This window comes from Streptomyces sp. NPDC087901 (genome assembly GCF_044742205.1).
Taxonomy (GTDB): domain Bacteria; phylum Actinomycetota; class Actinomycetes; order Streptomycetales; family Streptomycetaceae; genus Streptomyces.
In genome coordinates, this window is record NZ_JBIUUC010000008.1 from 208,490 (window position 1) to 229,257 (window position 20,768).

Sequence of the window (20,768 nt, forward strand, 5' to 3'; positions counted from 1 at the left end):
TCCCTCAGATGACCTGAGGCTCGAAGTCAGATGATCTGAGGCTCGAAGTCCCAGTAGGGCCGGACGCGGGACCGTGCCGACACCGTGTGAACGTGTTGCGGGCCCAGTGTCTTCACCAGGTCGTCGAGCGCCTCCGACTCGACCTTGTCCGCATGCTGCCGGTCACGGAGGCCACGCAGGTCCGCCGCGTGCGCGATGCGGGCGGAGATGGTCAGCGGGTGGGTGCGGCCGAGCACCTCGATGGCCCGGGTGCTGATCGTGTCCGTCAGCGCGGCGGCGGACTCCGGGTCACCCACCAGGTTGCGCAGCGCCGAGGCGTTGACCGCGCAGCCCAGCGTCCAGGGGTGGTTCTCCCCCACGGCCCGGCCCATGTCGGTGAGGGCCTCCTCCAGCAGGTGGTGCGCCTGGTCCCGCTCGCCGACGTTGCGCAGGATCAGGGCGTGGTTGGCGCGGGTGCCCGCCACATAGGGGTGATCCTCACCGAGCATGTCCACGTAGCCGCCCACGACCTTCTCGCTTATGGCCCTGGCCTGGTCGATGTCGGCGTGCTCCCGGGCGAAGAAGCTCTGGCTGGCCGCGAACATCATGGTCAGCGGGTCGTTCTCGCCCAGGAACCGCTCGCCTCGTTCCAGTACCCGGGTGAACAGCTCCGCGGCCTTGCTCCGCTCGCCCGTGCGGTACAGGCAGAGGGCGAGGTTGTGCTCGGCGCGCAGGGTCTGCGGGTTGTCCTGGCCCATCACGATGCGGTGCACCCGGACGCTCTGGGTCTGGAGCGATTCGGCCTCGTTGTACCGGCCGAGCAGACGCAGGTCGGTGGCGTAGTTGATCTCCGAGTAGAGGGTCCAGCTGTGGCGTGGGCGGAGCAGCTGGCGGCGGGCCTCCAGGGTGCGCTGGTTGAGTGCCAGCGACTCCTTGTACCGGCCCAGCAGCCGAAGCGAAATGGCCAGGTTGTTCTGCGCGTTGAGGGTGCGCGAGTCCTGGTCGCCCAGCAGTTCGCGGTAGGCGCCCAGGACCCATTCGGACATCTCGTGGGCCTCTTCGTACCGCCCGAGACCCCGCAGGTCGGCCGCGAGGCCGCCGGCCGCGCGCAGGTGTTCCAGGTTGTGTGCGCCCCGCTCGGCGCGCAGGTGGTCGACGGCGGCCCGCTCGATGGCCTCGGTTCCGGCGTAGTCGCCGACGGCCCGGAGCAGGTTGGCGTAGTTGTAGCTGAGGTCCCAGACGCGCGGGTGGTTCTCGCCGAGCAGTTCGCTCCAGGCGGCCATGGCGCGGGCACCCAGCTTGATGCCGGCCCGGTACTCCCCGGAGAGGTACATGTAGCGCAGGCAGTTGAGCACCAGCGTCTGCACCGCGGGGTCCGTGCTGCGCAGGACGTCCGCCCACTTCAGGTGCGGGGTGATCTCGGCGTACGTGGGCCACAGCCGGGTGTCCGTGGGGCGCCCGGGGTCGGCGGCGGCCAGTGCGCGCCGTACGACGTCGATGAACTCCTGGCGGTCCTGGTCCGGCATGTCCTTGCGGACGATCTGGTGGACCATGCGGTGCAGATAGATCGACTCACCCGAGGACGCGTCGTCGATGATGGAGTCGTGGGACTCCAGGCGGACCACGGAGTACTGGCGCAGCTGGCCGATCGCCTTGTTCCACAGCAGCGGGTCGTTCATCAGGCCCGAGAGCTGTTCGGGCAGTTCCCCGGACGGCATTTCCTTCAGCAGTCGTACGGGGATGGAGCCGGGCGCGAAGAAGCTGCACAGGCGCAGCAGGTCGACGGACTCGGGGACGGTGTCCCGGAGTTTGTTCAGCAGTATCGACCAGGCGGTCTGGAAGGCCAGGGGGAAGTCCGCGGAGACCTTGACGACGTCCTGGTCGATGCCGCCGCCGAGGAGTTCGATGTACTCCTCGACCGACATGTCGGAGTCGTTGAGCCACCCCGCGGTCTGGTCGAGCAGCAGCGGGAGGTCCTCCAGCGCCTCGGCGAGCCGGTCGGCCTCGGTGTGGGTCAGGCGCGGGGCGCGGCGGCGGATGAAGGCGACCGACTCCTCGCGCTCGTAGACCGGCACCTCGACGAGGTTGCTGTTGTGCTCGCTCCACTCGGGGTTGCGGGAGGTGATCAGGACGTGCCCGGGGCCGGTCGGCACGAGGTCCCAGATCTGGTCGGGCTCGTCCGCGCCGTCCAGGATCAGCAGCCAGTGGCCGTGCGGGTCGCCGCGGCGCAGTGAGTCGCGGACCGCGCGAAGCCTCTCGCCGTACTCGGCGCCGGTGGACAGGCCCAGTTCGGGGGCGAGTTCGGCGAGCTTCTGGCGGTAGAGCGCGCGGCGGTCGGCGGGCACCCACCACACCACGTCGTACGCGGAACCGAACCGGTAGACGTACTCGGCCGCCAGCTGCGTCTTGCCGACACCCGACATGCCGTGCAGCGTGACCACACCGGCGCCGGACCCGGCGTCCTGGAGTGCCTGGTAGGCCTTGTTGAGCAGTTCCTCGCGCCCGGTGAAGCGGGTGTTGCGGCGCGGGACCCCGCCCCACACCTCCGGGGTGTCGGACGGGAAACGGGGGCCTGGCCCGGCCTCGATGTCCTCGGGCAGCGGGCTCGTGGGCAGGCCCAGGTGTACGAGCAGCCGCCGCTCGGCCTCGACCGCGCCGACGTTGGTGAGGTCGGCCGCGCCGAACACGGACGTGGCGCCGGGCAGTGCCGAGGTCGTGATGGACACCGCGGCGAACCGGTCCGGGTCGGGTGCGACGACCGCGCGCAGGGCCCGGTTCCACTCCTCGTGACTGCGCGGGCCGAGCTGGAAGTACCAGTCGCTGAGCAGGACCAGGACCCGGCCGCGGGAGAGCATCAGATCCTGCAGCGCTTCCTCCAGCGAGACCTCCATCTGAGGGTCCCAGCGCTGCTGGACGACCGTCACCCCGCGCCGCTCCAGCCGGTCCGCGATCCACGCTGCCCAGGCCCGGTTGAACCCGGCGAAACTGAGGGTGACGGTCCGCGCCCCGACTGCTCCAACTTGCTTACGCGTAGCGGGCATTCAACCGTCTCCCTGACATCGTTGCGAGCCTTTTCACGATACACCGGGGCGTGGTCGCACCGGCCGGAATCACCTGGCTGCTCACGGCCTGCGTGATCCGTTCCTCTGCTGCCATATCACCCTGGCGGTGTTCACGTACGCGTCCGCGCGCGCCAGGTGACCCGTGGGTGGCGGCGAATCCTCCAGACGGTGGTAGAGCGTGATCATCTCGTTGACGAGCACGCGCCCCTGGACGGTCAGCAGGGCCGATCCGGCCAGTGCGGGCAGTACGGCCCCGACCTGTTGACGGCAGCGTGCGTGCTCGGCCCAGGCCAGGTCGCGGTGGGTAACCCGCCGAGCGCCGAGCGCGAACCGCTGCCAGTAGTCGGCGAGCGCGAGGTGCGAGTAGGCGCCCTGGAACAGCCCGTCGAAGGGCCTGGGGTCGGCGCGCCAGGGGGCGAAGTGGCGGGGAGCGGCGTCCTCGTGGTGCAGCGGGACAAGTGTGCCGAGCGCGGCGAGCTTGGTGTGCTGGAGCTCGTGCACGAGCGTCGAGGCGAAGTACGCGGGGGTGGCGGGCTTGCTGCTGAGGACCGCGCCGAACGCCTCGCGCCGGGTGCCGCTGCAGTGGGCCGCGGCCTCGCCGGGGCCCGAGCCGGGCGGCGGGCCGAGCGGGACGAGGCAGCGCAGCAGCACGGCCGCTTCGGTGAGCCGGTGCTCGCCGCCGACGCGGAGCAGTGGTTCGACTCCGGACCAGGACGCGATCCAGGCCTTGCGATCGCTGTCGTCGACATGGGTGGCCGCGCTCAGTCCGTGGCGTTCCAGGCCGGTGCCGCGCGTGCGGTACGGATCGACGTCGTCCAGGGGTACGGGACCGGTGCCGGGCAGCACGGCGGACAGCATGAGCACCGGCAGCCAGCGGGGGTCGGCGGAGCTCAGGGTGCCGTCCGGCTGGGTCCGTACCGTCACGGGCGGCCCACCGGCCGGCCGTACCGTCATCTCGCCGTCGGCGAAGGCGAGTTCGACCTCTCCGGCCGGGGCTCGCACCGCCCCCAGCGTGGGCAGGGAGAGCAAGCCGTCGCGGGCGGTGAGCCGGGCGGTGACGGGCATCCCGGCGCGGATCGCGGCCGCTGCCGCGAGTGCGGTCAGATGGCCCAGGCCGGCGAGGAGGCCGGGGCCCGTCGCGGTCGTCGCGGTGAGGCCGGCCAGGAGGCCCTCGGCCCAGGGGCCCGTCATGGGGTGGAACAGCACCGCGCGCGCCGCGGTCCGGTCGGTGCGCTCGGCTGCTTCGAGCAACGCCCAGTCCGCGCGCAGCCGGTCGAGCAGTGGGGGTGGGCATACGGTCGTGGGGGCGGCGGCCGCCGCGTCGAGCACGGCCCTGAGGAGGACGAGGCGGCGGGTGTCCTGATCGCGTACGAGCAGGCCGAGGGTGGCGGCGCTGCCTTCGGTGCGGCCGAGTTCGCGCAGTACGCGATCGGGGATGGCGGAGCTCATGGGGGGTCTCCTGCGGTTGCGTCGGCGAGCCGGTCCGCCACGTGGCGGACCAGCCGGTCGAGGTCTGCGCAGTAGACGGACGGGTTGATGAAGCCGTTCTCTGCGCGGTACCGGTGGGCGTAGTGGCCGCCGCCGCAGACGGTCAGCAGCGGGCAGGCCCGGCAGAGGGCTGCGAGTGCGCCGGCTCCTGCCTGGCGGGCGACGACGCCGGGGTGGCGCAGGGCGTCGTCGAAGGTGTGCCGGAAGATGTCGAGTCCGGTGGCGGCGGCCGTGTCGTAGGCGGACTTGAGGGAGTCGACCTGCTCGATCGATCCGTCCGTCTCGACCACGACCGCGTTGATGGGGTCGAGACCGAGGGACTCGGTGGCGGCGGGCAGCCCGAGGAGGAGGGCGATGCACTCCTCGAAGAGCCTGATCCGGGTCTCCCGCCGGGCAGCCGGCCACCAGCGGTCGAACACGGCACACAGCCAGTCGCCGTACGGGGTGGGGCGGCCCGCCCCCGGGCCCGTGGGTACACCGGCCGGATCCGGCAGACCGGGCGGCGGTCTGGTCCAGTTGCCGTGCGGCAGGAGCAGGTCCAGGGCCGGAGGGCGCAGGGCGAGCAGCGACTCGTACATCTCCAGCGGGTCGGTGCGCGGGTCGACGACGGTGAGGATGCCCGCGTACGCCTCGGGGTGACGCTCGGCGAGCAGCCGGGCGCCGCGCGAGGCGGCGGGCCAGGAGGGGCGGCCGGCGTGGTCGGTGCGCAGGGTGTTGTGCGCGGCCAGGCCGCCGTCCAGGCTGATGCCGATGCGTATGCCGTGCCGGGCGAGGGTGGTGACGCCGGCGTCGGTGAGCAGGGTGGCGTTGGTCTGCACGGTGGCGTGGACGGTGCAGTCGCCGGGCACCCGGTCACGGACCCGGTCCGCGAGGGCGGCCAGCCGTTCGGGTCCGGCGAGGAGGGGTTCGCCCCCGTGCAGCACGAGGGCGACATGGCGGAGCCGGTGGGCCGCCGCGTGTTCGGCGATCCGGTCCGCGGTGCGGTCCAGGACGGCTGGCGACGCGGCGGCGGGGCGGGTCCGCCAGGTCGAGTCGGGGCCCTCGTACAGATAGCAGTAGCGGCACGCCAGGTTGCAGCGGCCGTGCACCTTGACGATGAACTGCCCGAAGGGCACGGGGGCCGTGTCCGCCGCCCGGGCGGCGGCCGGTGCGCCGGTGCCCGGACCCGGGCCGGGCCCTGAGGCCGGAGGCGCCGCGCCCTCCGCGGGCCGCCCGGCGCGCCGCTCCTGTCCGGGCGTCGTCCGTCGAGCCACTCCGGTACCCCCGTGCCGTACGTCTGCCGGGCCGGCCGGCCCCGGCGTCGCGCGACGAGGGCCGGGGCGTCCCGGACGATGATGTCGTGGTCGTGGTCGTGGTCGTGGTCGTCGGCGTCCCCGGCCGGGGCCGTGCGGCTCCGGGGCCGGATCGCGGCGCTGCGGGGCTCCCCGCCTCAGAAGGCGCTGTTGAATCCCCAGAGCATCTCCCGCGGCTGCTCGACGCGGCCGTGGAGATCCGCGACCACCTCGGCCAGCACGGGGTGGTCCATGGTCCGCAGGGACTCCAGATCGAGGCCCAGCAGATCCGGCAGTTCGCCGGCGGCATCGGGCGCACCGGTATCACCGGTCGCCCCCGCCCCGTCCTCACGTGTCGATTCGCTCATCACGCCTCCCCGTAGTGCAGCACCGGGACCGCCGTGCCGCACTCGCCGTTGAGCGCACACCGCCGGTCCGCGTCCCTGACCCGCCTCGTCCTGCTGTGGGCACCGTCGGCCGGCGCCGGTCGTGCGCCGGGCGTTACCGGCCGCGAAGCACCCCGTGCTCGTCGTTGAGCACTCAGCGCTCCAGGCCGGCCAGCCGCTCGGCGGTCGACTCCCCCGCCGCGCCGCCGCCGTCCGGCAGTTTGCGCCACTCCTGACGGGCCGCCCGGTACGCGTCGCGCGCGGCCCGGGGTCGCCCCGCACTCTCATAGGTCATACCCCGCCAGTGGTTGGCTGTAGCACCCAACTCGACTGCCTCTTGGAGCTGTTGTGGACTCCTTTGCTCCGCTTCGGCCACCGCGGCGGACTCGGCGGCCGAACGGAAGGCCTCCGCGGCATCGTCGCGCCGGGCCGGCCTGCCCAGTGCGTCGGCGGCCTCCAGGCAGACCCGGCCCAGCTCCAGCCAGCAGCGGGCGGCGATCAGCGGGGCCGCCGCCTCCTGCGCCGCCAGCCTCAGGAGATGCTCGGCCTCCCGCAGGTCGACCCGGTCCGCGGCTGCCCGGTGCCGCAGCATCAGGGCCCGCCCGAGCATGAGGAGCCGCTCGGACTGGTGCGCACCGCCCGCGGGCGTCTCGGACCGGCAGTCACGCAGCACCCGCACGGCCGCGCCGACATACGCACCGCCGTCCGGCAGTTCGGCACGGCGCAGCAGCGTGGCACCCCACTCGGCAAGCAGGTCGGTGTGGGCCCGCGAGTCACGCGGTGTCCCGCGGGAGGCGCGGGCGAACCACTCGGCGGCGGCCACGAGTTCGGCCGGGTCGCCGGTGTGCTCGTAGCGGGCCGCCCGGATCCGTCCGGCCCTGGTCTGCAACTGGGCGCGCTGCCGCTGCTCACGTACGGTCTCCAGCGCCTGGCCGGTCAGGACCGCGGCTTCGTCCGGCTCCTCGCCCGAGGCGAGCAGGGCGTCCACCAGGTCCAGCACGATGCGGTTCTCGGTGCCCGTGGTGTGCCCGCCGCCCTGGGCGAACGCCGTGCGCAGGGAGCGTGCCGCCTGCCGGGCGTACTCCCGGGACTGCTCCGTGTCCTCGGTGGCACCGGCCAGTTTCAGCAGTGTCCTGCCGTGCTGGAGCGGCAGCGCGGCCGGACGGTTCTCCTGATCGGGCCAGGAGTCCGCGAACGCCTCCAGCATCCCGCAGACGCTCTGCAGCAGGGCACTGTCGCCGTCGAGCCGCCACTGCGCCTCCAGGGCCCGCACCCGCTCCAGAGTGAGCCGCAGTGCCTCGGCGGGCTCCATGCCGGGGGCCGCGCAGGCGAGGGTGTATTCGCGCTCGGCGCGCCGAAGGAGGTCCAGGGCGCCGCGCCGGTCCCCGCGCCGCCGCACGTCGTCGGCGGCCGCGTGCAACACCTGGGCCAGCACCGCCCGTTCGCGTACGGCGCCGGGGTACGCCACGGCCCGTTCGGCGGCGCGCCTGGCCTCGCCGAGCAGATCGTCGCCTCCCCGCACCTCCCAGAGCCTCAGCGCACATCGCGCGTACTCGGCCCAGAGCTCCGGGCCGACGGCGGTCTGCGGGCTGTTCTCGGCGGCGCCTCTCAGCAGTTGCACGGCGTCGATCAGGCGCTGCACCATCTTGTCGGCCTCGAACTGCCGCACGAGCTCGCGGGCCTGTTCCACGGCGGGGCTGGTACCGGCTCCCGGGAGATCCGCCCCGCCGGATGGCCCCGGGGACACGAATCCGGGCGGCACGGGCATGAAGCGTTCCAGCACGCGGGCCGCGACTTCGGCGAAGGCGTGGGGGACGCCCCGGCCGTCGCCCGGCTCGTCGCCTTCGCCCTCGATCCCGTCCTTCTCGTCCCCGGTCTCCTCACCCTCCCAGGCGTCCTCCGTCCCGTCACCGGGCCGGACACGGGTGCCGGCCCCGGCGGCGAGCCGTGAACCGCGCAGCGAGCCGTCCCCCAGCTGGGCGAAGGCAAGGGCGGGGAAATTGGGCCCGCCCTTGCCGAACCGCTGCTCGATGTACTGCGAGCAGTGCTTGAGTACGAGCAGGGCCTCGTCGCGGCCGAGCGGCCCGAGCAGTGCGTCCTGGACGCCGGGCTCGAACGCGTACCACTGTCCGCGGCCTCCTCCGCCGTCGGCTCGTGTGAGGAGCCCGCTGAGCAGTACCTCGGCCAGTTCGGAGGGTCCGGAGTGGGGCAGCATCGTGCGCTGCACGAGCTGCATCACCGGCAGGTAGAGGGGTGCGGCCGCCAGATGGACGGCCAGTTGTCCGGCGGCGGGTGAGGCCACCGAGCGGAAGCGGCTCACCAGCTGGAGCGAGGAGAGCGATCCTCCGGACCGCTGGGCCGCGGCCGCCGGCTGGTCGGCCCGCACCCACCCGACCGCTCCGGCGATCCGGGCCGCACCGGTACCGGAGAGCAGCCGGGCCCACGCCCCGAGCGCGTCCGCCGTCGGCGGGAGGACCGGGACCGCCAGGGCTCCCGGGTGCACGGCGCGGCCGGCGCCGGCGTCCTCGGTGACCTTGAGCAGCGCCGCTCCGGACGGTCCCTCACCCCGCGCGAGGGAGCCGAAGGTGACCGGCAGCCTGGTCCGGTTCCACATGCGCTGCGGCAGCGGCTGCAGGACGGCGACCGGGGACTGGCAGGCCAGCTGGTGCAGCAGCCGGTGGGCGCGCCCGCTGTGCCAGAGCGGTCCGGCGCAGTCGCTGATCACGACGGTGACCCGGCGCCCGGTCGGGTCGCTGAGCCGGTCCGCGGAGTGCAGCGGGCCCGCGGCCCGGTCGGAGCTGCGGGAGACCGCGCATCCGCCGTCGGGCCCCTGGTGCAGATATCGCACCTGGATGTCTCTGAAAGCGCCCAACTGAGCGAATATCCGCTGAAGTTCACCGAACATCCGGTCCCACACCAGCATGGAGGAGGAGGCGTCCATCACGCACTGGAGGATGGCGTCGCCCCTGCGGATACCGCGGAACACCGGCATGATCATGCCGCCGGCCCGGGCGCTGAGTTCAGCGGTCGCCGTCTCGTCCAGGGCGCGCCGCAGCGGCGCGGAGGCCGGGTGGTAGCGCTGCAACGGGCGTAACGCACGCGTGAGTTCGAGTGGGGCGGGAAGCACGGGGGCGGCCGGTACGCCGAAGGTCAGCGCACTGCCGCGCGCTTCCGCGGCCGGTCGCCCCCCAGGTCCGGAGTCGCCGTCCCGGGGCGTACGCGCCTGGCCCGGAAAGGGATAGAGGGAGATCTTGCCGTCGCCGCCCGGCCCGCGCACCCCGTCGGGCGGGGCGTCCTCACCCTCGTCCGGGGCACCGCCCTCCGGCGTGGTCCCAGCACCGGCACGAGTGGGGGCCACGGGCTCTCCGGCAAACGGTACGGGCGCCGGCGCACCTTCCCCCTCGCCCTCGCCGCGGACCGTCGCCGGCGCGTCGGCACTGCGGGTCCATCGGGCCAGCCAGAGCGCGTCGCACAGCTGCTCCACGTCGGGTTCGAGCCCGGCTCCGCGCAGTCGGGCGACCAGGGTCGCGAGCTGCCCCGTTCCGGGCGCTCCGGCGCTCGCCATCACACCGGGCGCCGCCCCGTCCGCACCCGACGGCCCGGCTGCCCCCGCACCCTCGCCCGTCAGCGCGGCGTCCGCAGCCCGCGCACCGGGAATCCCCTCCGGGTGCGGCGCCCCGCCCGGCTCCGGGCCCAGTGGGGCCCCTGGCGCCCCGTCCGCCCCGCGCATCAGCGCGTCACCTCGGCCGGTCGAGTCGCTGGATGAGCAGATCGGCGAGCCGGTCACGGCCGGTCGGAGCCGCTGCCTGCGTGAGGTAGATCGCGTTCAACAGCTGGTCGGTGGCCAGGAGTTCACTGCGCGACCGCTCCAGGAAGAGGGTGATGAGATCCTCACTGGAACGGGCGGCCTCCTCGCCCAGATGCGCCTTGACGAACGAGGCCAGTCGCTTGTGGTCGGGACGTCCCAGCTCCAGGTGGATGCAGCGGCGCATCAGCGGGGCGGGGAAGTCCCGCTCCCCGTTGCTGGTGAGCACGACGAACGGGAAGGCCCGGCACTGCACCCGGCCGCCCTTGATCCGCACCTTGTTGCCGTCGTGGTCCAGTACGTCCGCCTCGCCGTCGGGCAGCCGGTCCGCGATCCGTTCCAGCTCGGGGATGGCGAACTCGCCCTCCTCCAGCACGTTGAGGAGGTCGTTCGGCAGGTCGATGTCGCTCTTGTCGAGCTCGTCTATGAGCAGCACCCGCGGCCGGTCCGAGGGCAGCAGGGCGGTACCCAGCGGACCGAGGCGGATATAACTGCCCACGCTCCGGGCCGCGTCCGCCTGCACCCCGCCGTCGGGGGACGCGTGCGAGGCGATCTGCACATCCTGCAGCCGGGCGATCGCGTCGTAGTGGTAGAGGCCGTCCTGCAGGGTGGTGCGGCTGACGACGGGCCAGCGCAGCACCTTGCCGAACTCCAGCTCCCTGGCGACGGAGTGGGCCAGTGTGCTCTTCCCGGCGCCCGGGTCCCCGGTGACCAGCAGCGGACGCCGCAGATACAGCGCCGCGTTGATCATTTCGAGTTCCTCGACCCCGGGCCGGTGCTCCTCGGCGACGCGTCCGGGGATGCCCAGGCGGCGGTCGGCCGACTCGTCCCAGCCCGTCTCGCCGGGCCCTTCCCCGCGGCCGCCCGCGAAGTCGCGCCAAGGGGGCGGCGGGGGCAACTGCGCCACGTCGTCGTGGGGTTCGCCGACTCCCCGGTAGATGAGCCACTCGCTGGGTTCACTCATAGCGTGTTCCTCGATGTCACTCGTCCGCCACGGGCAGCAGCCGTCGAACGTGCCTTACCGTAGCGATCCGGCACACCCCCCGTAAGGGGTGAGCCGGCACGGCCCTTCGGGTGATGACGGACCCGTCTCTTCACGGCGCCTCCAGGAACTCGCCGGAATCCGGCAGTACGCGGTTCGGATCTTCGTAGTACAGGGCGACTCCGTCGGACCAGAACATTTCCGTACGCCCCGCCCCCACTCCCCTTCTCAGCTCGTGGATCTTCCAGGGCAGCCGGTCCACGGTGCGGGCGTCCGACACGGCCTCGGCCACGCGCCGGTGGAATTCCCTGCAGACCGCGTCGGCCTCCACGGGCCGCCGCTGCAGCAGGGCGGCCCCGAAACCGGTGTCGATCAGCCGCACCACCCCGGCCGTGACGTCGGAGTCCGGCCGGCTGCCGTAGCGGCAGAGGACCGGCACGGTGTCGTCCGTCAGGCCGCGCAGCCGCGTCACGTCCGGTACGCGCACGCGCAGATCGTCCTGGCAGTCGACGACTTCGGCACGGATCCCCCGCACCGGCCCGGCATCCCTGCGTGCCGGACTCTCGTCGGCCGGCCGCCGGTAGGAGCTGCGCAGGACCACCGGACGTACGGCTCCGAGCGGCAGCCCGTTCGAGGGGAGCACCCAGTCGTCCACCGGCAGTCCTAACAGCGCGGGCGCCACGACCACCTGGAGCATCGCCGGACTGCCCGGTTCGTCGCACCGCCGGAAGGCCTCGGCCAGCGCGGCGGCGAGCCGGTCGGGAACGGTGCCGAGCGGGGCTCCGCGGCTGTCCACGTCGATGGGCTCCGCCTCCGAGGCCTGCCGGTCGACGGCGACCCGCCAGTCGTACTGGTCGCGGGCCCAGCCCTGGAGTTCCACGTTCAGCACGACGCTGTCGCGCTCCCCGTACAGGACGGGTTCGCTCACAGGTGCGCGGACTGCCTGCTGACGGTTCTGCTCCAGGCGCAGGCGTATGCCCGCCCACTCCATGTCGAGCTGTCGACGCAGGTCCCGGGGCAGTTCGACGTCGGCGACCTGCTTCACCCACCCCCACAGCTCCTTGGCGTTCGTGACGGAGAGCTGTCCGCAGGGCCGGTCCGCCGTGAGGACGCCCATGCAGTAGCGCACGATCAGGCCGAACCTGGCCTGCCGGTCGCGGACGCGGGTGTCGTAGAGCACCCCCAGACCGTCACGCCAGCCGCGCGGGGCCGGACGGTGATCGCGGGAGTAGACGCCGGGCAGGCCGTCGAGGAGGGCGAGCAGGCTGCGGGTACTGGCCGGTGGCGGGAGCTCGGCGAGCCGCCCGAGCAGCGCCGCACGCAGCCGGGGGCCGAGGATGCCGCCGGGGGGTGCCGGCCGCTCGCTCTGTACGTCGGTCCAGGTCCGCTCGGTGCCGACCGCGCTGTTGTGCCGGTCGGCGTGGTAGCGGTCGTGGGCGTGGAAGACGGACTGGTAGATGTCGTCGGTCTCGGTCTCGATGGGCGTGGACGGCACCTCCAGGGTGCGCAGCCGCTCGATCCCGACGGCCGTGCCGCCCTGTTGCCGGTCCAGCCGCGACTTGACCACCCCGACCACCTCGCCCCGGGCGAAGTCGATCACGGGTCCGCCGGACATGCCCGGCTCCAGCCAGCCCTCGTCGAGGAGGACGACCTGTTCCACGTCGTCCGAGGCGCCGTAGGAGCCGTTCACCCGGTAGGCGCCGTTGCGCAGCTTCAGGCCGCCACCCGGCGAGTTGACCCATCCCACGCACCGGATGTCGCTGCCGCGGAGCAGGGCCCCGGAACGCTCGGTCACGTACACACAGGCGTGCTCGACGGGCCGCAGGAGCTGGATGAGCGCGAGGTCGGGGGCGGGCCAGCCGGTGGCCCCCGGCGGCCGGGTGCCTGGCATGGCGACGACGACTCTGCCGGGAACCTCGGCCAGCTTGCCGGTGTACCGGTCCTCCTTGAACACCACGTTCACCACACCCCCCTCCCCCCGCATGGCCACGTGGGCGCACGTCAGGATCCAGCTCGGAGCGATGAAGAATCCGCTCCCCAGGAACTCCCCGCCCGGGAGCCCCCCGCCCGGGGACTGCCCGCCCGGTCCGTCAGGGGCATACCCGGCCGCCGGGCGATGGATGCGTACGGTGGCGTCCTCCACGAGGCCCATGAGCGCAGTGTCCGGCTGCCCCTGGCCCCCCTCTGCGCCCCCGCCGGTGTCCGAGGTCATGCCCCGCCGCCGTCGGTGTCGTCCGCGCCGTCAGGGTGTACCGGTGCGCCGGGAGCTGCCCCGGCGTGCGGCGACCTGGGTGCGGGCGCCGGTGGCGCCGGGGGCGCGAACGGAACGGGCGGCACCGGCGCCACCGGGACGGTGACTCCGGGCGACTGGGCGGGCACCTGCGCCGGCGAGGGCGGAGGCGCGGGCGGATCGACCGGTGGTCCGCCGCCGTTCCACGTGAGCGTGACCTTGATCGCCCCCTTGGCCTCGCCGTCCGCGAGCAGTCCGACGACCTTGCCCGACTTGGCGGTGAGCTCGATCCCGAACTCGACGCTGACCTCGTCCGGCCGCACCGCACGCAGCGGCACCGCGAGCGAGCGCGCGACGCTGGTCACCACGGCGTGCAGGCTCTCGACGCGTGCCTGCACCTGGTCGGTGAGGTTCCCGAAACCGGTGTCCGTGAACGTCAGACCACCGGGCTCCGGACGGTCCAGCTCCTCGGCTCCGGAGATCCTCGCCCAGACCGGTGTGCCGTCCGGCATCTCAATGCGCGTAATACGGGCGCCACTGTCGTCCATGAAACCCCCCCGTTCCCCAACTACCCGCAGGTTAACGGCCGCAGGCGGCCGATGCGAGGTACATGGACCATGACGCGGAGGGGTGCCGGCCCGGTTCTCGACCGGACCTCCGGGCCGCCGCCGGGCACTCTCCCGGCCGCGGCAGAGCTGCCACCAGGGCGTACGACCCGGCGCGCGCAGGGGAGCCGGATCAGGTCGTTAAACTTGCGGGCATGTACTTCACCGACCGCGGTATCGAGGAGCTGGAGAAGCGGCGAGGCGAGGAAGAGGTCACGTTCGAGTGGCTCGCCGAGCAGCTGCGCACCTTCGTCGATCTGAACCCCGACTTCGAGGTGCCGGTCGAGCGCCTCGCCACCTGGCTGGCCCGGCTGGACGACGAGGACGAAGAGGACTGATCACCGGGACGAGGACCGACCGCCGCAGGGCGCTCAGGTGCCGGCCGGCCCCTCGCCCGGCTCGTCGTCCCTGATCCGGTCGTACGCGAGCCCGAGCGCGCCGTGCACCATCAGCAGCGCCCCGGCGAAGACCCACCCGCCGCTGCGCCGGCCCGCTCCCCAGAGGGCGATCGGGAGCCCCGCCGCCAGCTGGGCGCCCGCCAGGGCGCGAGCTCTGGGCCCGCGCATCCAGGGGCCCAGGCGACTGTTCTCGACCGCTTCGAGTTCGACCTTCACCGCGTCGCGCCAGCCGCTCCAGGCGATCCGCTCGGCCTCCGGCCACATGTCGGCCCACGCGGTCAGCCGGCCGGAGGGTTCGCCGGGGTCCAGGCCCGGCGGGAGCTCCAGCCCGATGCGGGTGAGCACGGCGAGCAGTCCGCGGAGCCGGGCCCGGGCGTCCGTCTCCGGATCGGGACGGGTCAGGGCTTCGAGGGCCTGGACGTCCAGCACGGGATCGAGGCCGAGCCGCTCGGCGAACGTACGCATCGCCTCGTCCTCACCGGCCGGAGTCCCGTCGGCGAGCCAGACGTAGCCCACGGGGCGGCGGAATCCCGCCGCGAGCGTGTACCCGGCCCGGTCGCCGTCCCACCACAGCGCAAGGACCGGCCAGGTGGAGCCGACCGCGAGCGCGGTGGCCCAGCCGCCGACCACCCGGTCGACGGGCTCGGCGGCCTCCCCCGGTTCTGGCTGCCCTCCGCGCCAGGGCGTTCCCTCCGGTACGAGGACGCTCCAGACCTCTCCGGCGGGCGTGAGCAGCATCCGCTCACGAAGCAGTTGAGCGACCGGCCGCACCGTATCCGGTTCGGCCCGGCACAGCAGCAGTGCTCCCACGGGTGATGTCGCGTCCATGCCCCACACCGTAGGGCAGATTGTCCGGTTCTGACGCTTTTCACCCCGACAGTCGCGCCACCGCCTCACCGGCGGACCGTCACGACTGTCTTGACTTCCGCGATCCGCGATATATCGTGTTCTGCAAGAGACGCGATATGTTGCGTCATCCGCGCTCCCCAGGAGGTCAGATCCATGCCTGTGTCGACGTGGGCCATCGCCGAGCCTCGCAAGCTCACCTTCGACGAACCCGTGACCGGGCTCAGCGTGCGCATCGTCAACGGAACGGTCAACGTCGTCGGCACCGACGAGCCGACCGCCAGGCTGGAGGTCTCCGACATCGAGGGGCCACCGCTGATCGTCACGCAGCAGGACGGCGTCCTGACCGTCTCGTACGAGGACCTGGCCTGGCAGAACATGCTCAAGTGGTTCGACCGCAAGGGCTGGCACCGTCGCGCGGTCGTCTCCCTCGCGGTCCCGGCCGACTCGACGGTGGAGGTCGGCGTGGTCGGCGCCGGCGCCTTCGTCTCCGGGGTCCGCGGCCGTACGGACGTGCGCGGCGTCACGGGTGACACCACGCTCGTCGGGCTCGCCGGCCCGGTCGGCGCGGAGACCGTCTCCGGCAACGTCGAGGCCCAGGCCGTCACCGGCGACCTGCGCTTCCACTCGGTCTCCGGCGACCTCACGGTCGTCGAGGGCGCCGGAGCCTTCGTGAAGGCCGATTCGGTCAGCGGAAACATGGTGCTCGACCTGGACCCGACCGGGAAGCCCACCGACGTCCGGCTGGCCACGGTCTCCGGCGAGCTCGCCATCCGCCTGCCGCACCCGGCCGACGCGAGGGTCGAGGCGAACACCGCGAGCGGCTCCGTCTCCAACGGCTTCGAGGATCTCCGGGTCAGCGGCCAGTGGGGCGCGAAGAAGATCACCGGCACGCTGGGCTCCGGAGCCGGGACACTGAAGGCGACGACGGTCTCGGGATCGATCGCCCTGCTGCGCCGCCCACCGGCCGAGGACGGTCCGCACGACGCCGAGCCGACCGGAAAGGTGCTCTGACATGCCCCCCGTATTCGCCCATGGCCGCCTGCGCCTCTATTTGCTGAAGCTGCTCGACGAAGCCCCCCGGCACGGCTACGAAGTGATCAGGCTTCTCGAAGAACGCTTCCAGGGTCTGTACGCCCCTTCGGCAGGCACCGTCTACCCGCGCCTGGCCAAGCTGGAGGCCGAGGGCCTGGTCACGCATGCCACCGAGGGCGGCCGCAAGGTCTACTCGATCACCGACGCCGGCCGCGCCGAACTGGCGGGCCGCACCGGCGAACTCGCCGATCTGGAGCTGGAGATCAGGGAGTCGGTCTCCGAGCTGGCCGCCGAGATGCGCGACGACGTCCGGGGCGCGGCGGGCAAGCTGCGCAGCGAGATGCGCGCCGCGGCCGACGAGTCACGGCACACGGGCTCTTCCCGGCCGGGCGGCAAGGCAGGCAAGGCGTCCCCCTTCGGCGGCCTCGGCGACTTCGGCGACTTCGGCGACTTCGGCGACAAGGAGGCCTGGCGCACCGCGAAGGAAGAGCTGCGCAAGGCGAAGCAGGAGTGGAAGGAGCAGGCCCGCCGGGCGAAGGACGAGTCCCGCCGTGCCCGCGAGGAGGCCCAGCAGGCCCGCCGTCAGGCCAAGGAGGCCCAGGACAGGGCGCGCGAGCAGATGCAGAACGCCGCCCGCCAGGTCCAGGACCACTTCGCCCGGGGCGACTGGCCCGCGGGCGTACGGGAAGGACTGGCCGAGATCACCGGCCAGCTGGGCGGCTTCGCCCGTACCGGCAACTGGCCCCCGTACGTGAAGCCGGAGACCGCCGATGCCGACCCCGACTGGGGCAAGGACGCGGGCGGCACCGGCGACCCGGCCCGCGACCTGGACCGCCTGCTCGACCGGTTCCGCGACGACATCCGTGATGCTGCCAGGGACCGGGGGGTGACGGAGGACCAGCTCGGCGAGGCCCGCCGCCACCTGTCGACGGCGGCTGCCCACATCGGGGCGCTGCTGCGCGGGAACGCCGACGGCAGCACGAAGTGAAGTAGGGACAGGGGCAGGGGCAACGACGACGGGCGGGCGCCCCGGGGGACATCCCCCGGGCCGCCCGTCACATCGAGCCCGCAGTTCAGCCCGCTTTGCGGTCCTGCCCCTCCCCGCCTTCCCCGTACAGCGCACGGTTGACCGTCTCGTACGTGGCGCCGTGCTCGGCGAGCACGTCGGCGACGACTCCGGGGGACGCGGTGAGGGCCAGCAGGAGGTGCTCCTCGCCGATGAAACGGTCTCCGCGGCCGAGCGCGATCCGCAGCGACCTCTCCAGGATCTTCTTGGCCTCCCGGGTGAACCCGGGACTGCCCGACCAGCGGCGCCGGCCCTTGCGGTCACCCCACAGAGCTCCCTCGCCGTGCGTCTCCTCGACGCGCGAGACGATCGCGGTGAGATCGATGCCGATGTCCGCGAGGGCGTCGGCATCGGCCCTGGTCATGCCGCCGCGCCTGCGCGCCTCGAACAGCGCCGCCTCCACCGACGCCCTGCGGTCCGCGAGGCCCAGCGCGGCGACGGCGAACGACGCCCGGCTGCCCTCCTGGTCCAGCAGGGCGAGCAGCAGATGCTCCTCGGTGACCGAACCCGCATCGGCCCGTTCGGCATGCGCCACGGCGCCGGTCACAGTGGCGCGGGCGCCCTTGGTGAATCGCTCGAACATCAATGCCTCCCGTACTTCTTGTGCACGGCCTGCCGGCTGACGCCCAGTTCGGCCGCGATCTCCTGCCACGACCAGCCCTGGACACGGGCGCTTCTGACTTGTACGGCTTCGAGCTGCTCCAGCAGCCGCCGCAGCGCGGCGACCGACCGCAGCCCCACCCGGGGGTCGCGGTCGCCGGCACGCTCGGCGAGATCCGTTGCTTCGGTCATGATGTCAACTTACGTTGACACCATGATGCATGTCAACCCTGGTTGACAGTCAGCACGATCTTCCCGAACTGGTCACCCGACGCGAGCCGCGCGAACCCCTCGCGGGCGCGGTCCAGCGGCAGCACCTCGTCGATGACGGGGCGCACCCCCGTGGTCGCACAGAACGCCAGCAGGTCCTCCAGCTCGTCCTTGGACCCCATGGTCGAGCCGACCACCTTCAGCTCCAGGAAGAAGATGCGGGTCAGCTCGGCGTGCGAGGGGCGGTCGCCGCTGGTGGCACCGGAGATGACCAGCGTGCCGCCGGGGCGCAGGGACTTGACGCTGTGCGACCAGGTGGCGGCGCCCACGGTCTCGATGACGGCGTCGACCCGGTGGGGCAGCCGCGCGCCCGGCTCGTAGGCCTCGATCGCGCCGAGTTCGACGGCCCTCTTGCGCTTGGCCTCGTCGCGGCTGGTGGCGTAGATCCGCAGCCCTGCGGCCCGGCCGAGGACGATCGCGGCGGTCGCGACACCGCCACCGGCGCCCTGCACCAGCACGGAGTCTCCGGGCCGCACCCCGGCGTTGGTGAAGAGCATGCGGTACGCGGTCAGCCAGGCGGTGGGCAGACAGGCGGCCTGCTCGAAGGTGAGCTCCTTCGGCTTGGGCAGCACGTTCCAGCTGGGGACGGTGACCTGCTCGGCGAAGGTGCCCTGGTAGCGCTCGGTGAGGATGGAGCGGGGCTCGTCCGGGCCGACGCCGTGTCCGGTCTGGCCGATGACGGAGTGCAGGACGACCTCGTTGCCGTCCTGGTCGATGCCCGCGGCGTCGCAGCCGAGGATCATCGGGAGCTTGTCCTCGGCGAGGCCGACGCCTCGCAGGGACCAGAGGTCGTGGTGGTTGAGGGAGGCGGCGCGGACATTGACGGTGGTCCACCCAGGACGCGCCTCGGGAGCTGGGCGTTCGCCCAGCTCAAGGCCGTTGAGGGGGTGGTCGCGGTCGAGGCGGGATGCATAGGCGGCGAACATGGGCCCGACGATAGGCGGGGCCGTGGCCGGACGTAACCGGCTGCGGGTGTGACACGCACCGCGCGTGACGGGGCGAGCCGGGTGGGCGGCTGCGGTACCGGTCGCGCCTGCGGCGGCTTGCCCCGTCCCCGCCCGTCCCGTAACCGGGCTCCGCCCCGGACCCCGCGCCTCGAACGCCCGCGAAGCCGGTCCCTGAAGCCCCTGCGGCGATTGAGGAACGGGGGCCCGGGGGCCGCGCCCGCGAAAAGGCGCCGCCCCCGAACCCCCGCCTCAGAGCATCAACGCCGGGCCACGCCCTCCGCCCGCGCCGCCGCGGCCACGGCCGCCGTGACCGCCGGGGCCACCCGCTCGTCGAACGGGGACGGGATCACGTAGTCGGCGGCCAGCTCGTCGCCCACCACATCCGCCAGCGCGTTCGCCGCGGCGATCTTCATGCCCTCGGTGATCCGCGACGCCCGCACCTGGAGCGCGCCCGCGAAGATGCCGGGGAACGCCAGCACGTTGTTGATCTGGTTCGGGTAGTCCGAACGCCCGGTCGCCACGACTGCCGCGTACTTGTGCGCGATGTCGGGGTGCACCTCGGGGTTCGGGTTCGCCATGGCGAAGACGAAGGCGCCGGGCGCCATCGAGGCGACGGCCGGCTCCGGGACCGTACCGCCGGAGACACCGATGAAGATGTCCGCACCGGCGAGCGCGTCCGCCAGGGACCCCGAGATCCCGGCCTTGTTGGTGAGTTCGGCCAGCTCCCGCTTGACGTCGGTCAGGTCCTCGCGGTCCCGGCTGACGATGCCCTTGCGGTCGGCGACGGCGACGTCGCCGAGCCCCGCCTCCAGCAGGAACTTGGCGATGGCCACGCCGGCTGCGCCCGCGCCCGAGATGACGCCGCGCAGCTCGCCCAGGCCGCGCCCGGACAGCTTCGCGGCGTTGCGCAGGGCGGCGAGGGTGACCACGGCCGTGCCGTGCTGGTCGTCGTGGAAGACGGGGATGTCGAGCCGCTCCTGGAGCTTGCGCTCGATCTCGAAGCAGCGCGGCGCCGAGATGTCCTCCAGGTTCACGCCGCCGAAGGACGGGGCGAGCCTGACGACGGTCTCCACGATCTCGTCCGCGTCGGTGGTCGCGAGCGCGATCGGCACCGCGTCCACGCCGCCGAACTGCTTGAACAGGATCGCCTTGCCCTCCATCACGGGGAGGGAGGCCTCGGGACCGATGTCGCCGAGACCGAGCACCGCGGTGCCGTCCGTCACGACGGCAACGACCTGGGACTTCCAGGTGTAGTCGTGGACGAGCTCGGGATTCTCGGCGATCGCGCTGCACACCTTCGCCACGCCGGGCGTGTACGCGAGGGACAGATCGTCCTTGTCCCGGATCGGAACGGTGGCCTGCACGGCCATCTTCCCGCCGCGGTGGAGCGCGAAGGCCGGATCGAACGGCTCGTCGACGGCGCTCTCTGTACTGCTGTCTGTATTGCTGTCGCTGCGAGGATTGACGATCTCCGCTGCCATGGTGTTGACCCCTTAAGTCTTCATCGTTTGAGGGTGGCCACTCCTGGTTGAGGAGGGGTGGGTGGGCACCGCGTACGTTCCCTGCGCTGGGCGATTGGCCCGGCCCGGCAGGGGGAGGTACATACGCGCGGGCGCGCCGCACACGCGCCCTGAGCCCCGGATGAGGGGTGTAAACGTCCTTCATACCGGACAGGCCGCACCGCAGACGAGTCGGTATGCCCACGGTGACGTGACTCATAGTGGGGCATACAGACAAGTCGGCCAGCCGATACGAAACCCGCCCAGAGCAGGGCCAAGGCGGGGGATCTTCCGGCAGG

16 protein-coding genes are annotated in these 20,768 nt (G+C 72.7%); 3 read left to right on the plus strand and 13 right to left on the minus strand.

Annotation, left to right across the window (positions count from 1 at the left end; translation table 11 throughout):
• Nucleotides 1–26: 26 nt before the first annotated feature.
• The 8 genes from fxsT to ACIOEW_RS24775 all read right to left on the minus strand — a co-directional run bounded on the left by fxsT (nt 27) and on the right by ACIOEW_RS24775 (nt 13,751).
• The gene (gene fxsT, locus ACIOEW_RS24740; RefSeq protein ID WP_401965977.1) at nt 27–3,020 is read right to left on the minus strand and encodes an FxSxx-COOH system tetratricopeptide repeat protein; all 2,994 of its coding nucleotides are present in this window, start codon (nt 3,018–3,020) and stop codon (nt 27–29) included.
• Between the two features lie 81 nt (nt 3,021–3,101).
• Nucleotides 3,102–4,490 carry an aKG-HExxH-type peptide beta-hydroxylase gene (locus tag ACIOEW_RS24745; protein WP_401965980.1) on the minus strand — a complete coding sequence of 463 codons (1,389 nt, stop codon included), beginning with the start codon at nt 4,488–4,490 and terminating at the stop codon, nt 3,102–3,104.
• Nucleotides 4,487–5,644 carry an FxsB family cyclophane-forming radical SAM/SPASM peptide maturase gene (locus tag ACIOEW_RS24750; protein WP_401965982.1) on the minus strand — a complete coding sequence of 386 codons (1,158 nt, stop codon included), beginning with the start codon at nt 5,642–5,644 and terminating at the stop codon, nt 4,487–4,489. Before ACIOEW_RS24750 ends, ACIOEW_RS24745 begins: the two co-directional genes overlap by 4 nt.
• Nucleotides 5,645–5,958: 314 nt before the next feature.
• A complete protein-coding gene (fxsA, locus tag ACIOEW_RS24755; protein WP_401965985.1) occupies nt 5,959–6,168 on the minus strand; it encodes an FxSxx-COOH cyclophane-containing RiPP peptide in 210 nt (69 codons plus the stop codon).
• A 172-nt stretch (nt 6,169–6,340) separates the two neighbouring features.
• The gene (locus tag ACIOEW_RS24760; RefSeq protein ID WP_401966176.1) at nt 6,341–9,751 is read right to left on the minus strand and encodes an SAV_2336 N-terminal domain-related protein; all 3,411 of its coding nucleotides are present in this window, start codon (nt 9,749–9,751) and stop codon (nt 6,341–6,343) included.
• Between the two features lie 172 nt (nt 9,752–9,923).
• Nucleotides 9,924–10,955 carry a MoxR family ATPase gene (locus ACIOEW_RS24765; protein ID WP_362545191.1) on the minus strand — a complete coding sequence of 344 codons (1,032 nt, stop codon included), beginning with the start codon at nt 10,953–10,955 and terminating at the stop codon, nt 9,924–9,926.
• A 130-nt stretch (nt 10,956–11,085) separates the two neighbouring features.
• Nucleotides 11,086–13,125 (minus strand): trypsin-like peptidase domain-containing protein, encoded by a 2,040-nt coding sequence (locus ACIOEW_RS24770; protein ID WP_401965988.1) that lies wholly within the window; start codon nt 13,123–13,125, stop codon nt 11,086–11,088.
• 56 nt (nt 13,126–13,181) lie between these two features.
• Nucleotides 13,182–13,751, minus strand: a complete 570-nt coding sequence (locus tag ACIOEW_RS24775; RefSeq protein ID WP_401965991.1) for a CU044_2847 family protein — start codon at nt 13,749–13,751, stop codon at nt 13,182–13,184.
• 212 nt (nt 13,752–13,963) lie between these two features.
• On the opposite strand from ACIOEW_RS24775, the gene ACIOEW_RS24780 reads away from it, so the two are divergent.
• Nucleotides 13,964–14,146: a DUF6104 family protein gene (locus tag ACIOEW_RS24780; RefSeq protein WP_150207449.1), complete on the plus strand. Its 183-nt coding sequence runs from the start codon at nt 13,964–13,966 to the stop codon at nt 14,144–14,146.
• A 33-nt stretch (nt 14,147–14,179) separates the two neighbouring features.
• On the opposite strand, the gene ACIOEW_RS24785 is transcribed toward ACIOEW_RS24780, so the two are convergent.
• On the minus strand, nt 14,180–15,034 hold the full coding sequence (locus ACIOEW_RS24785; RefSeq protein ID WP_401965994.1) for a hypothetical protein: 855 nt from the start codon (nt 15,032–15,034) through the stop codon (nt 14,180–14,182).
• Between the two features lie 174 nt (nt 15,035–15,208).
• Here ACIOEW_RS24785 and ACIOEW_RS24790 point away from each other — a divergent pair, with 174 nt between their 5' ends.
• Both ACIOEW_RS24790 and ACIOEW_RS24795 read left to right on the plus strand, forming a co-directional pair.
• Nucleotides 15,209–16,066 (plus strand): DUF4097 family beta strand repeat-containing protein, encoded by an 858-nt coding sequence (locus ACIOEW_RS24790; RefSeq protein ID WP_401965996.1) that lies wholly within the window; start codon nt 15,209–15,211, stop codon nt 16,064–16,066.
• A 1-nt stretch (nt 16,067) separates the two neighbouring features.
• Complete coding sequence (locus ACIOEW_RS24795) at nt 16,068–17,075, plus strand: helix-turn-helix transcriptional regulator (protein ID WP_401965998.1); 1,008 nt, start codon at nt 16,068–16,070, stop codon at nt 17,073–17,075.
• 85 nt (nt 17,076–17,160) lie between these two features.
• On the opposite strand, the gene ACIOEW_RS24800 is transcribed toward ACIOEW_RS24795, so the two are convergent.
• The 4 genes from ACIOEW_RS24800 to ACIOEW_RS24815 form a co-directional block, all read right to left on the minus strand.
• Nucleotides 17,161–17,736, minus strand: coding sequence for a Clp protease N-terminal domain-containing protein (locus tag ACIOEW_RS24800; RefSeq protein WP_401966000.1), 576 nt, complete (start codon nt 17,734–17,736; stop codon nt 17,161–17,163).
• A complete protein-coding gene (locus tag ACIOEW_RS24805; protein WP_266782775.1) occupies nt 17,736–17,945 on the minus strand; it encodes a sigma factor-like helix-turn-helix DNA-binding protein in 210 nt (69 codons plus the stop codon). Before ACIOEW_RS24805 ends, ACIOEW_RS24800 begins: the two co-directional genes overlap by 1 nt.
• Before the next feature lie 32 nt (nt 17,946–17,977).
• On the minus strand, nt 17,978–18,949 hold the full coding sequence (locus ACIOEW_RS24810) for a zinc-binding dehydrogenase (RefSeq protein ID WP_362545213.1): 972 nt from the start codon (nt 18,947–18,949) through the stop codon (nt 17,978–17,980).
• A gap of 278 nt (nt 18,950–19,227) precedes the next feature.
• On the minus strand, nt 19,228–20,451 hold the full coding sequence (locus ACIOEW_RS24815) for an NADP-dependent malic enzyme (RefSeq protein ID WP_362545216.1): 1,224 nt from the start codon (nt 20,449–20,451) through the stop codon (nt 19,228–19,230).
• Between the last annotated feature and the right edge of the window lie 317 nt (nt 20,452–20,768).

Coding starts and splice junctions, on each gene's coding strand:
- fxsT (WP_401965977.1), bottom strand. CDS start 3,020: ATGCCCGCTACGCGTAAGCAAGTTGGAGCAGTCGGGGCGCGGACCGTC.
- ACIOEW_RS24745 (WP_401965980.1), bottom strand. CDS start 4,490: ATGAGCTCCGCCATCCCCGATCGCGTACTGCGCGAACTCGGCCGCACC.
- fxsA (WP_401965985.1), bottom strand. CDS start 6,168: ATGAGCGAATCGACACGTGAGGACGGGGCGGGGGCGACCGGTGATACC.
- ACIOEW_RS24760 (WP_401966176.1), bottom strand. CDS start 9,751: ATGGCGAGCGCCGGAGCGCCCGGAACGGGGCAGCTCGCGACCCTGGTC.
- ACIOEW_RS24765 (WP_362545191.1), bottom strand. CDS start 10,955: ATGAGTGAACCCAGCGAGTGGCTCATCTACCGGGGAGTCGGCGAACCC.
- ACIOEW_RS24770 (WP_401965988.1), bottom strand. CDS start 13,125: ATGGGCCTCGTGGAGGACGCCACCGTACGCATCCATCGCCCGGCGGCC.
- ACIOEW_RS24775 (WP_401965991.1), bottom strand. CDS start 13,751: ATGGACGACAGTGGCGCCCGTATTACGCGCATTGAGATGCCGGACGGC.
- ACIOEW_RS24780 (WP_150207449.1), top strand. CDS start 13,964: ATGTACTTCACCGACCGCGGTATCGAGGAGCTGGAGAAGCGGCGAGGC.
- ACIOEW_RS24785 (WP_401965994.1), bottom strand. CDS start 15,034: ATGGACGCGACATCACCCGTGGGAGCACTGCTGCTGTGCCGGGCCGAA.
- ACIOEW_RS24790 (WP_401965996.1), top strand. CDS start 15,209: ATGCCTGTGTCGACGTGGGCCATCGCCGAGCCTCGCAAGCTCACCTTC.
- ACIOEW_RS24795 (WP_401965998.1), top strand. CDS start 16,068: ATGCCCCCCGTATTCGCCCATGGCCGCCTGCGCCTCTATTTGCTGAAG.
- ACIOEW_RS24800 (WP_401966000.1), bottom strand. CDS start 17,736: ATGTTCGAGCGATTCACCAAGGGCGCCCGCGCCACTGTGACCGGCGCC.
- ACIOEW_RS24805 (WP_266782775.1), bottom strand. CDS start 17,945: ATGACCGAAGCAACGGATCTCGCCGAGCGTGCCGGCGACCGCGACCCC.
- ACIOEW_RS24810 (WP_362545213.1), bottom strand. CDS start 18,949: ATGTTCGCCGCCTATGCATCCCGCCTCGACCGCGACCACCCCCTCAAC.
- ACIOEW_RS24815 (WP_362545216.1), bottom strand. CDS start 20,451: ATGGCAGCGGAGATCGTCAATCCTCGCAGCGACAGCAATACAGACAGC.